General features: G+C 42.4%; 7 protein-coding genes. 5 read left to right on the top strand and 2 right to left on the bottom strand.

Annotated elements, in window-relative coordinates; translation table 11 throughout:
- Positions 1–175: 175 nt before the first annotated feature.
- Entirely contained in the window at positions 176–841 is a 666-nt protein-coding gene (gene hxpB / locus AB6N04_RS08675) for a hexitol phosphatase HxpB (RefSeq protein ID WP_369311475.1), read from the bottom strand.
- A 363-nt stretch (positions 842–1204) separates the two neighbouring features.
- Between hxpB and AB6N04_RS08670 the strand changes: the two genes are divergently transcribed.
- Positions 1205–1744 (top strand): YniB family protein, encoded by a 540-nt coding sequence (locus AB6N04_RS08670; protein WP_369311474.1) that lies wholly within the window; start codon positions 1205–1207, stop codon positions 1742–1744.
- A gap of 320 nt (positions 1745–2064) precedes the next feature.
- Here AB6N04_RS08670 and AB6N04_RS08665 read toward each other — a convergent pair whose 3' ends face one another.
- Entirely contained in the window at positions 2065–2931 is an 867-nt protein-coding gene (locus AB6N04_RS08665) for a fructosamine kinase family protein (protein WP_369311473.1), read from the bottom strand.
- A gap of 269 nt (positions 2932–3200) precedes the next feature.
- Here AB6N04_RS08665 and AB6N04_RS08660 point away from each other — a divergent pair, with 269 nt between their 5' ends.
- From AB6N04_RS08660 to AB6N04_RS08645, 4 genes are read left to right on the top strand one after another with little or no spacing between them, the layout of a single operon-like run.
- Complete coding sequence (locus AB6N04_RS08660; protein ID WP_369311472.1) at positions 3201–5039, top strand: AAA family ATPase; 1839 nt, start codon at positions 3201–3203, stop codon at positions 5037–5039.
- 4 nt (positions 5040–5043) lie between these two features.
- Positions 5044–5673 carry a 4Fe-4S single cluster domain-containing protein gene (locus AB6N04_RS08655; protein WP_369311471.1) on the top strand — a complete coding sequence of 210 codons (630 nt, stop codon included), beginning with the start codon at positions 5044–5046 and terminating at the stop codon, positions 5671–5673.
- A gap of 16 nt (positions 5674–5689) precedes the next feature.
- Positions 5690–11974 (top strand): AAA domain-containing protein, encoded by a 6285-nt coding sequence (locus tag AB6N04_RS08650; protein ID WP_369311470.1) that lies wholly within the window; start codon positions 5690–5692, stop codon positions 11972–11974.
- Entirely contained in the window at positions 11971–13320 is a 1350-nt protein-coding gene (locus tag AB6N04_RS08645; protein ID WP_369311469.1) for a hypothetical protein, read from the top strand. Before AB6N04_RS08650 ends, AB6N04_RS08645 begins: the two co-directional genes overlap by 4 nt.
- The last annotated feature ends 62 nt before the right edge of the window (positions 13321–13382 follow it).

The raw sequence follows: 13382 nt of genomic DNA, 5'->3' as shown, positions 1-13382 counted from the left end.
CTGTTTATCTATACAGTTAATTGGCAGTATAAAGTGTTTGAAAATAATATGATAGAGGGGGGAAGGTAAAAAAACTCTTATTTATTAGCAAATAAGGAAAGGATTTTATATTTTTGGGGTAGTTCCCCTACCTAAGTCAGATAGGGGAAAATACAGATGACACATTTAGCGATAACTAGCGTAAATGTTTTGCTTCTAATTCATTTAAAGAGCGTAATTTAATATCGGCTAAACCGAAGCGCGGGTCATTAAAATGTTTGCTATCAGGCACAACAATCGAGCGCATTCTGGCGGCTTTTGCTGAAATCATACCATTAAATGAATCTTCTAAAGATACGCAGTGAATAGGCTGAGTTGATAATGCACAAGCCGCTTTTAGATAAACTTCAGGATGCGGCTTACTTAAGGGTAAATCAGCGGCAGAAATGACGGCAGAGAAATAGCCGCGAATATCCAGCAAATTTAGTACTTTCTCAAGCATGTACAGGGGAGAAGCCGATGCCAGTGCGATTTTTAAGTCCATTGAACGACAAAGTTCCATTGCGTGTTGAACGCCCGGTAAAATAGGGCGGGTTTCTTCAACTAAGCCCACAACGCGGTCAATGATCCGTTGTTTCGCTTCTTGTTGGCTGCATCCATGCCACGGCGAAGCTTGGTACCAAAGTTCAACCACATGGTCAATACGTAAACCCAAAGTATCAGGCAGTGTGTCAGCGATCGCGAGGTCAACGCCCAACTGTGAAAAAACCTCAAGTTCAGCTTGCGCCCAAAAAGGTTCCGAGTCGATCAATAAACCATCCATATCAAAAATAACTGATTGGATGGGAAGGTTATGGTACATGTCAAAACTCCATTCATGTAAACCCTATTGCCGCAGCGTGTTATCTATCTGGCAGTAGGAATTGAGGGAACTTGCCCAGCGACGACAGTAAATATTCACTGACTGACTATAATATCAGCAAGGGATAAGTAGTCGTATTAATTAAGTAGGTGATTGTAACAATTCAAAGCAAAAGCGCATAGGCACAGACAGTGAAAGTTATTTATCGATGTGTTTTTAAAAATGTTTAAAGTTCTGAAAGTCGATATCCCATCATCATTTTACAAGGTAAATTTGGAGGGATTTAATAATTTCAGCTATTATTATCCCAAAAAAGTCACCCTGAAAATTTATCGAGAATAATAACTCTGAGGAAGAGCAGTAATGAATTACCACAATGCTAATTATGTCGCAATCGGCAAACGTATTCTGGGTTGGGTTGTTTTTCTGGTAGCATTAATTTCGACGTTGGCGTCTTTAATTAAACTCGCTGGGATGAAAGGATTGGCTGGTGAGGGGATCAATGCCGTTGCCAATGATTTTATTAAATTAATGGCAGAAATGATCCGCCAAACAACGCCATTTTTAAATTTCTTCTGGAATAATTCGCCTGTGCCGCAAGTTGCTAATGGTTTTTCAGGTAGCAATCTCGGTTTTATTATCATTTTTATTTTTATTTTTGTAGGATTAGCACTCAGTGCATCAGGGCTACGTATGTACCGACAAATTAAATTTATTCGTGAAAGCCTTGAAGACCACGTGATTTTGGAAAGAGCCAAAGGTATCGAACTCTCAAAAGCAGAACTAGAGGCAAATGTCACAATTCCACGCCACACAATTTTTACCCAGTTCTTTATTCTTTATTTCTGGCCTGTGGTGTTGTTGGTGGGGTTGTTTTTTCTCCTTAAGTTCCTTAATTGGTAGTTTTCGTCATACTTCGAACTGTAGCGGTGTTGGCTTCATTCGGCTACTTGGGTCACATACTGGTGTATGCTCCCCAAGCTATCCTCATTCGCCGCCTTGCTACAGGTCGAATTATTTAGAAAACAAGTTTTCGTCATACTTTGCATTATGCGGGGGGTATCTTGATTGGCTAACGCTAGCCACATACTGGTGTATGCTCCCCAAGCTATCCTCATTCGCCGCCTTGTTACAGGTCGAATTATTTAGAAAATTAACGTGTTGCCATATTATAGCTTGTCTTAATATTGGCTTTGTTCGGTAGCTTGGGGTACCTTGCTTAATTATTCCTTTAATAGCGAATCAACGATTTTTTGGGCTTGCAAATAGCTCTGCTCATTACCAAAAATATGAGCTTGGTTGAGCAAATAATATAATTGGTAAATAGGTTGTCTATCCAAAAAGCCCTGTGGTAATGGCCAAACACTTTGGTAACCATCAATAATTTGAATAGGAATTTCTTTATATAAAGGCAACATCGCGATATCACATTCCCTATCTCCCCAATAACATGCTGGATCATAAAGAACGCCATCAATTTGATGGGTAATGGCACAATTTGCGGGCCATAAATCGCCATGTAATAAAGAGGGTTGAGGTTGGTGACCTGCTAATTTACTTTTGACAATATCAACAAGCTGCTGGATATCGCCAAATACCATACCCTTTTCAGACGCTAGCTGTAATTGCAAACCAATGCGTTTTTCTGCAAAGAATGAACTCCAGCGTTTTTCCCAGCCATTTGGTTGAACAATGGTATTGAGCATGGTGTCAAAATCAAAGCCATAGCTGGGTTGCTCTTCCCATTGATGTAAGCGGGCGAGTTGCTGACCAAAGTGCCAAGCGTTAGTGGTATCAAATGGCTTTAACGGGAAATATTCGAGAAGAAGAAAACTATGATGTTTATTACTGCCAACACCATACACCTTGGGAACGGTGATGGTTTGGCTTTTGGCAAGCATTTCGAGCTGTTCAGCTTCTTGCTTAAATAACGGCAGAAACTCTCGCCGATTTTGCTTGATAAACACGGTATGTTCACCATAGTCAATTCTTAACGTATGGTGAATATCACCACCAGAGAGAATGACTTTGTTACGCAGCTCCGCTTCACCTAAGTGTTCACTTAATAAACGACACATTGCTTGCCACATGACTCACCTCGCTCTGCTTTGGTCTTCATTATCATAATACTATAGCGACAGTTTAGGAATTAACAGTGATAATTGTTTAAAAAGAAGCACCTATCACGAAATAGTTATTTAGGCATTTTATGTATAAAAAGAAATGATCGTAAATTAAAAGCTAGCGGCTTTTTATCAGATTGAGAATGTTCAGATATTTGCTTGTTATCGTGATATACCAGCGCGTTGTATGAGATATTCAGGTAAACTGCAAAAAAGTTAAATAACAAGGGAAAACCATGCATACTGATTTTCAAAATCCACGTTGGTTAAGGGACTTACTGCGATTTATTCCGCTGAAAAGTCAGTTTGTGTTATGTGGTAATGTACGGGATTTACAAGCCAGTGAACTAGCTCCCTCGATTGTAACGCCTTTACCATTTAACCAATCCTTATTGAATAGCTTATTTAAAGTGGGTTATGCATATGTATTAACTTATACGCCATTGGTCGGTTTTCAATGTGTTGCGGATCCTGCGTTAAATTGCCAAGAAACGGATGCGGTGATGCAACGGCTTGGATTAAATGTTTCGCAGGGCAAAGCCGCTGGTGGTATTGATATGCTTAACCATCTGCTTGATAAATTTATTCAAGATAAACAGCAGCCGATGGCATTATGTATTGATTTTGCCTCTTGTTTGATCTCCCATCGTGATAACCTTACTCCAGCAGAACACAGTTTATTTACCCGTGCACTAGTGGCATCCCATCAAGGAAAAGCAAGACCTGCGGGGGAACAAAACCAACCCTTTTTTAATACTATTTTTTGGATAGTGGAAAAAGAGACCGATTTACCCGATTGGTTTGTGGTAAATAACCCACGGATTCGAGTCATTCCTGTTGCTAAACCGGATGGGCAAATGCGCCGTCTGTTAGCCCCCAGTTTATTAGCCTCCCTCGCGGATTTTAAATGCATTGAAGAGGCTGATAAGGCCTCACTATTTAATGATTTTGTTGATGAAACTGAAGGGCTACTTTTATTAGATTTAACCGCAATTGTACAGTTAGCCCGCATTGAACAGGTGCCGGCAAGCTGTATCAGTGATGCCGTTCGCCGATACAAAGTGGGGATCACTGAAGATCCGTGGAAAAAGATTGATAAGCAAAAAATTCACAATGCCCCCGAGGTGATTTCACGACGAGTGAAAGGTCAACAGCATGCCGTCACACATTTGTTAGATATTATCAAACGGGCAATGACAGGGGTGGGGAGCAATAAAGGTGGGCGACCCCGTGGTGTGTTGTTCCTTGCTGGACCAACTGGCGTAGGGAAAACGGAACTGGCTAAAACAGTTACCCAGTTACTATTTGGTGACGAAAGTGCCTATATCCGCTTTGATATGTCTGAATTTAGTGCTGAACATGCTGATCAGCGACTTATTGGCGCGCCTCCAGGTTATGTTGGCTATGATTCAGGAGGGGAATTAACCAACGCGATCCGTGAAAAACCCTTTAGTGTGGTGTTGTTTGATGAAATTGAAAAAGCGCATCCGCATTTGATGGATAAATTTTTACAGATTATCGATGATGGTGTTTTAACATCAGGACGTGGTGATCGGGTTTATTTCTCGGAAGCTTTGATTATTTTTACTTCAAACCTCGGTATTTACCGTTTAGATGCGAATGGGGAGAGAGTGGCCAATGTGCAACCTCATGAACCGTTTGAAACGGTTACGCGCAATGTCAAAAATGAAATAGAGCGCCACTTTAAATTGGTTCTTAACCGTCCGGAGTTACTCAATCGCATTGGTGAAAACATTATTGTTTTTGACTTTATTCGTCCAGATATTGCACAGCAAATCTTTGATCAAATGGTGAATAACATCTTGTCAGGTTTAGAAAAACAATCATTGACCATTTCAATATCACAGGAAGTAAGAGAAGCATTAAAAGCGAGTTGTTTGGCGGATTTATCCAACGGTGGACGTGGCATACGTAATCAATTAGAAATGCATTTAATTAACCCGTTATCAAGGGCAATCTTTGATCACGATATATCGGCAACCCGTGCTTACCAAATTACGCATATACAAATGGGGGAAAATACGCAACTCACGCTCACTGAGCTAGGTCATTAATCTAATGAATATTCGTGTCTCACGGCTCCATTTCCCGATTACGACTTTAGGGCCAGGGAAGCGGGTCGGTATTTGGTTTCAAGGCTGTTCATTGCGCTGCAAGGGGTGTTTATCCCCTGATACGTGGCATGAGAAAGAAAGTTATTTTACGGTGGCACAGTTGATTGAGCACATTCAACAGTGGCTTCCCTTCGCGGATGGTATCACTATCTCAGGGGGAGAACCGTTTGAGCAGCCAGATGCCTTATACACATTGATTCGTGAAATAAAACAGCAGTTTCATGGAGATATCTTGGTATATAGCGGTTATGAATGGGAAGCCATCAAAGCGTGTGTTGAACGAATGACGCCATATATAGATGCATTAATTAGCGAGCCATTTAAAGTTGAACTACCACAAACATTAGTGCTGCGAGGTAGTGATAATCAACAACTGCATCTTTTCACGCCACTTGGAAAAGAAGTTTTTAAACAATACCAACGCACTAGGACGCCAGAAGATAAAAAACTGGATTTGGCTTTTGATGAACATGGACGATTATTTATTGCGGGGATCCCCGAACGTGATGATATGCAGCGGTTGAGCCAATTGCTTGCACAACAAGACAGTACTCTAAAACAAATTAAAAAATAACTCACGGGATAGAGGGATGACGATGATACGTTTTTGCCCACATTGCTTAACAGAACGACCGCTAACTGAAATATTTTGTGCGGGGCAAATTCAAACCGAACAGGCAAAATTTCAACTTTGTGGCTGGGATCTTACCCTTGAGCCTATCCATCCTGAAGGTTGGCGTCCCGAAACAAGACAAGTTAGTCCCATCGAAGTACCAACCCGTGGTGAAAAGGAAACCGAAAACGCACCTGCACGCTACTGTGAAAATGGTCACCCTATGGCAGAGGATGATTTTATCTGCCTTGAGTGCGGGGCCGATGCGGCGGTAGAGCCAGCGGCTGTTGTTTCGTCGTCACCTGTTCAATATATTGGGCCTTGGCGTATCGAAAGGCGGATTAACAGTGTTGATAGCCCGCGAGAACGTTATTTTGTTACACATAATCAAGAAGAAAAAAGTGGCGTATTGACCTTGTACCTAAAAGGAGAAGAGCCTGATCCCGCAGTCTACCAAACGCTTAAACGCATCCCAACGGATCATGTTCCTGAGTTTTATGACACTGGCCGCTTTGAAAATCGCGCATGGCATGTCACCGAAATGCTTGAGGGCGGTTCATTAAGTCAATTTATCCAACAAGGTGAATTTTGGCAGGCAGATGAAATTGCGAAACTTGTGGAAGAAATGGGGCGGGCGATCGCTGCGTTTGCGGAGCATGGGTTACGTCACCGTAATTTGTGTCCAGCTAATCTACTAATTCGTAGCCGTCACCCCCTTGATATTGCGGTGATTGAATACGGCTCAGCTTGTTTATCCGAGTTTGACCTTGATATTGTGACACCCCTCGATATTTCTCGTTACTCCGCCCCCGAAATCCTTGCTGGCGGTGTCAGTGCCGCATCAGATTGGTGGAGTTTAGGGATCATCCTTTTAGAGCAGTTGACGCGAGGGCAGTGTTTCGCGCATGTTCAAGATAATGCGTTTCTTATTCAAGTGATGACTAACGGTGTTGAGCTGCCTGAAGAGTTACACCCGAATATTCAATTATTACTACGTGGGCTATTGTGTCGCGATCGTTTTTTACGTTGGCAATGGCCACAAGTTAGTGCGTGGCTACAAGGAAAACCACAGCAAGCACCACAGCGCCAAGTAACCCTTATCCCAAACAATTTACACACATTGGCGTTTGCTGGGCAGCAATTGCAACAACCTGAGGCTTTCGCACTAATAGCGGCACAAGCGGCTCATTGGGATGAGGCACTACCACTTTTATTGCGTGGCGATGTGAGTTCTTGGTTAGCCCAATTTGAAAATAGCCAAGGGCAATTGGCGAAATTGCAAACACTGCTTGAGGGGGATTTTCAACAAGAAAACGTTGATGATATTAAACTAACCCTCGCCTTAAAAATCCTGAATGACAATATTCCGCTGATTTATCGCGGTGAAATTATTACCCCAGCATGGTTGCTGGAAAATCCGTATTTAGCCTTTGCGCTAATTAGTGAACCTATCAACCAATATATTCAACGTATTGATCCACAGCATTGGTTAGTACAGCTTTATCATCGCCAATGCTTAGTGCGTGAACGGGCAAATCAACTCAATATTATCCTCAATGAAGAAAGTCTCAGGTTATATTTACTCGTTACGTCAATCAATCAATTGTCAGCAAGATGGGCATTGTTCCATGGGCAATTCCCGGATTCTCATAATGAAAGTTTACAAGGGCTATTTGATAAACAAAACCCACAAGAAATTGATTATATTCTGTTATTAAGTGCGGATATTGGTCAGTTTATTTCGGTATCAACCTTGGTTGAACAAGCTTTTAACCTTGCACAACAAAATGATATTCATAGCTTTGACTGCGAAGTAGCCAAACAACAGCTGTTATTACCACGTAAGGCGTTATATTTACAGCTCAGTGATCGAACAAGTGATTTCAAACGGGTTGGATTGGCAGTATTAGACAGTTGGGTTGACCAGTTTTTACTGATGCGTAGGCTTTCTCTTGAGAAAACATTGGTGTTGTTAGCTGTACCGCTTGAACACTGGCAAATTCCAGAGTCACAAAAATATATTTTAGAAGTTTTGCGCTTTTTTAACCAAAAGCTGACCGCCGTGACGCAGCGGGGGAATTTAGTCCGCATGCGCTTAACACCCAATACAGGGCGTATTGATTTAACCGAATGTGGTAGCGTTGCGCGCAGTGCAAGTGCGTTATTGGAGCATCTACTTAACCGTAAAAAAGGGATGATAACCATTGATAGCGATATGCTGCTACAGCGCAAAGGGGTCAATACTCGCTTAAGAATGTTACAAGCAGATACACAATTATATCAACGGGATACCGGTATTAATGGTATGTATTTAGGGTTCCCTTTTTTAGTCTTAAATACCCAGCCAAACCAAATTAAGCCACGGATTGCACCACTATTTTTATGGCCTATCGCATTACAATCTGCTATTGCGCAGCAAAGTCCTCTCCAATTGGGTTTTGACCATGAGCGCGGGGCTGTTCGACTTAACCCCGCATTAGCAAGCTTTGCGGGGATCCCTGCGATGAACAAATGGCAGAGCGTTTTAGAGGCTTTATTGTCTAAAGCGGGGCTAAGCATCGACGAGATTATGGAGAGTTTGTCTGCTTTGCTGCCAATACAGGGGGCTCAGTTGCTTCCGTTGCCTTCATTAGCGGAACCTGTTGAAGAAAACACCGCGCAGATTGTCTGCTCAGCGGTGCTGTTCCATACATCATTTATTGGTCAGGCGATGAGTGGCGATCTACAGCAAATCGCCCACACCTCCATTGCGCAAACGGCACTGTCTACTTTACTAAATGTTAATTCAGCGAATTTACCTAAACCTATTATTAATCAAGAAAATATCTTAAGCCCATTTGCGCTGTCCCTTGCCGATCCTTCTCAAGAGCGGGTCGTGCAAGCTGCGCAACAACAAACAGGGTTATTAATTGAAGGGCCTCCAGGAACAGGGAAAAGTCAAACAATTGTTAGCCTAATTGCGGACGCGTTAGGTCGCCAACAAACGGTATTAGTTGTATGCCAAAAGCCTGCGGCGCTTGAGGTGGTATATAAGCGATTGGTTGCTAGTGGGTTAGGGGACAGAGCATTGCTTATCAACCAGAACCAAAAAGGCCGCGATGTTATTTTGGCAGTGCGTGAACAAATTGAGCAACTGTGGAGTAAAGAGAACAACGCCCTATTTGGGCAAGACTGGCAGGCAGAACGCGTTCGTTTACTCAGTCGAGTACACTTTTTTGAACAAAAACTCGATGGTTATTACCACGCACTCAATGATATTGATGACCATTGGCAGCTATCCTATAAATATATTCTCGACAAGTTAATTGAGGTGGAACCTTTAGAGCGCTTACCCCTTAATGATGAGGCGTTAGCACAGGTATTTGCTGAATTTAATCAATCTACATTTGCACAACTTATTGATGATATTAAACAGCATGCTCAAACATGGTGGCAATTAGATTATGAGCATAGTGCGCTAAAGCTACTGGCACAGTTTTCTGTGAACGACCATCAATATACGCTATTTAATCAAGTTATTAGCTCATTTATTGAGGTGGAAAAACAACGGGATCAACTTTACCAATCCGCGAATCAAAGCATAACACTCGATAGGCTGACAAATCATGAGCCTGTATTGGCTCAGCTAAAGGCGCATTTTGGCCAACAAACACAGGAGCAATGGCAAGACTTATCTCGGTGGTTAGGGTTGTTTATCAATTTACAAGGTTCTATTACGACGGGAACAGCAGTCATTGACTCGTTAGAACGGTGTTACCAGCGTTTATTATTGATTGATGAAGCTCAGATAGACCCCTTGTTGCTCCCGCTATTCGATGGTATTGAAACCACTAAATTGGCGCAATTATCTCGTGCCGTTACTGAGTCAATGCAAGGTTCGTGGTTACGTTTCTTCAACCCTTTTTATTACAGGCGATATAATCAGTTACAGCAATTGATTGCTGAAAGCGGGTTAACTCAGGAGCGTCTGCCGATATTGCAAAAAACGATCGGTGTTGAGCAACAGTGGCGGTTACTGGCACAAGAAATTATGCCTATTTATCAAAAAATTGGCCTAGTGTTTCAGCCCGATTGGCGAACCCACTTACCACAATTAATCGCCCAATTAAAATGGGTGGAAAGTTCGAGTCAATTACTGGTTCAATACCCTGAAATTTCACATTTTTTACCTGCTATTGTAGACGAACAACAAATTGGGTTTGAGCGCCAGTGCCATGAGGTTCAATCTGCCATCGCGAGGGTGAAAGCCAGACTTGAAAGTTCGTACCAACTAAATCGGATGAGTTCCGTTTTTTCAGTACAAGTTGTTGAGCGTTTCCAACAGGCAATTAATCAGGGGCAATCTTTTAGCGATGAATTAATTCAAATTGCTAAAGAGAAAGATAATTTACTTAAGTATCAATTATTTAGAGAAATTACTGCGCATTTTACTCAGCAACATTGGCAAATATTAGCGACACTGCATCCTACCGTTACGCAATATATTCACGACAACAGTCACCAAAAAGATTGGGTTACGGTGTTGATCCAGACGATTAACTATGGCTTTTATCGTTTTGTCAAAAAACAATTTGATATCAAATTACCTGCACTTTCAGCCAATAGCACACAATTTATGGCGGATTTAGCCGAACTTGAACAGGCACAAAAACAACTGCAACTGTTTAACCGCCAAGCGCTGACCTGTAACTATGACTTGACTCAAATAGGAAGTCGTCGTGAATGGGAAGAAATCACACGGCTTACGGGGCCAAGGGCACGTCGACTGAGGGAATTTATTAATGAAGGGCGTGAAATTGGTTTAATGCAATTGCGTCCTATCTGGCTGATGACACCGGATGTAGCAAGCCAAGTGCTGCCATTACAAGCGGCGATGTTTGATAGTGTGATTTATGATGAAGCATCACAAATGCCGATTGAATTTGCATTATCGACGTTATTTAGAGCGAAGCAGGCGATTGTTAGCGGCGATGAGAAACAAATGCCGCCATCGAAGTTCTTCACAGGGAAACCAGTTGAAGAAGACAATAATGATGATGTGGATGAACAGCAAGAAGAAGCTGATGAAGTGTGGGACTATCGGCAGATTACTGATTGCCCTGACTTGTTGCATTTGGCGCGTACCGTGTTGCCTATACATACCCTTGATATTCACTACCGTTCAGCTTATCGAGAGCTGATCAACTTTTCAAATTTTGCCTTCTATGAAAACCGCTTAAATATTCCAGCGCAGTTCTCCGCAAAATTAGTGAGTAAAATTAAGCCGTTGCAGCTTGTAACAGTGAATGGTGTGTACGTGAACCAAAGTAATGAGGCCGAAGCCGCTGCGGTTGTTGACCACCTCGCAACATTGTGGCAATTGCCATTTACCCTGCGTCCATCGGTGGGGGTTGTGACATTTAACCAAAAACAAACCACACTGATTAACCAGCATATCCGTTTGCGAGCAGAACAGGATGCCCACTTTTTGGCTGCCTATATTGAAGAAAACCAACGTATGCATGATGAAGAGGATATGTCCTTCTTTGTCAAAAATGTGGAAAATGTGCAAGGAGATGAGCGCGATATTATCTTGTTTTCCACCACATTTGGTCGCAATGCACAAGGGACGTTTAGGCGTAACTTTGGTGTACTAGGGCAAACGGGTGGGGAACGCCGTCTCAATGTGGCTATCACCCGTGCAAAGCAACAAGTTGTGATCATGACATCAATGCCTGTGGAAGAAATATCAGATTTATTAACGACCTACCGCAAGCCTGAGATCCCACGAGATTATCTACAAGGTTATCTCGCCTATGCAAAGGACGCGTGTGACCCAACAAAACAAAAAGAGAACCAAAAATTGCTTCATCGTATGTGCCAGACACAATTTGCCCTGCAAGAGGCAGATAAAGAGCAAAGTGCTTTTGTGGCGTCAGTGGTTGAATTTATTGAAAAAAATGGCTGGCAAGTCACTAAATCAACCCAAAAAGAAGTGTTTCATTTTGATTGTATTATTGAAGATGAAGTAACCGGACAATTATTAATGGGGATTGAATGCGATATGCCATCACACCCTCTTTTGCAAACGGCCAGATCACGGGAGTTATGGCGCAGCCATATCTTAAGCCGTGTAATACCACAACGTCACCGTGTTTCTATTATTGAATGGTACAATGACAAAGCGTTAGCGCAGCAGCGGTTACAGGATGCGATTGTTGATGCATCATTACGTTTAAATGGCTCTCTGAGCGTGACGACCAACCAAGAAGGCGAATTATGAGTTCATCCGTTCATCGTATTAATGTTAGAGAAATGAATGAGATCCAGTGCCGTCGGCAACTAGCGGTTAGCAGTAAGATATTCCAACAATGGCAAAAAATAGCCAATACAACGCAATATCACCAATCCCGTGTTGAGCAAATTGCGACATTGTTTCAGCAACTATCGGCGCATGATATCACCACATTATCAGCGAGCCGCTTAACCTCGTTACAGCGTGAGTTAGCTGAGTTTAATGAAATAGTAAAGCAAGAAATTCAAACGGTTCGTGAACAACAACTTGAACAGCAGGCGCTGGTGGCTCGCACAAAAGCCCATCGTCAACATAATATTGAGTCATTAGCGGCGTTAGTGCGAGAAAAACTGCCCCTTGAAAAGCAGCTAATCGCAGAGTTGGAAAATACCGATTTAATGACAGAAAAGGCCGAAAACTTATTAATTTTCCGTGCATTAGAGGCATTAAACCACCTTCAAAACCCACTTTCACCGTTTGCAAATCAATTATTGAGTCAGCTAAAGGCACAATCGGAAGATGTCCCTCAATTTTGGCAGCAGGGCATTCCACAATCGCCGTTTGCCAAGCAATGCGAGCAAATTTTACTGATGATTGAAAAGCTTAAGTTGTTGGGATGCTTGGCAGAGGCGCAGAGTGCGCAGCAACAACTCGTTGAAATTCAAGCTATGGATGAAAGCTCACAGCGCCATTTGCGAGCGGATTCATTGCTCCTCACCATGGCACAACAATTGAAATCAACTCAGCAACATATTGAGCTGATGGATAAAGTTGAACAATTGTGCGCGCAACTGGCTATTTTTACAGATAATGAAAATAGTGTCATGGTTGATAAGGCACTCGCTGCCATGCATTCCAGTTCAGTGACTGAGTTAATGTCATTGGTTGAGCAATTAGCAGCACAGATTAATTTGGCGGAACAAACTGTTGTTGCAAAAGCACAAAGAACAACCGTGTTAGATGGTTTAAGTAAACTGGGGTATCAAGTTCAAGAAACAGATGTTCAAGCATGGATGGATGAAGGCAAAGTCGTGGTCAGGCATCCGGCAACGCCCGGTTATGGCTTAGAATTGGGTGGAAAACAATCCCGTTTTCAAACACGGACAGTGGCACTATCTGCAAATAGAGATCTTCAACGAGACAAAGATATTGATGCCATTTGGTGTAGCCAGCATCAGCAACTGCAAGATTTAATTGCGCAATCGGGGGCAGAACTGTTGGTAGAACGGGCTTTACCCGCAGGTAGCAGTGAAATGAAAGTTTATGATATGGAAGAAGCAGGGCAACAGCGTAATACCACGGTGCACCAGCAACCCCGGACTTTACAAAAATAACGAATAGTATAATTAGCTGTAAATAAAAAGCTGGATTAACCATGAGTTAATTCAGCTTTTTT

The organism is Providencia rettgeri (genome assembly GCF_041075285.1).
In the GTDB taxonomy this organism is placed as follows: Bacteria; Pseudomonadota; Gammaproteobacteria; order Enterobacterales; family Enterobacteriaceae; genus Providencia; species Providencia rettgeri_G.
The sequence above is the reverse complement of the archived record's forward strand: the minus strand, read 5'-3'. Positions and strand labels throughout refer to the sequence as shown.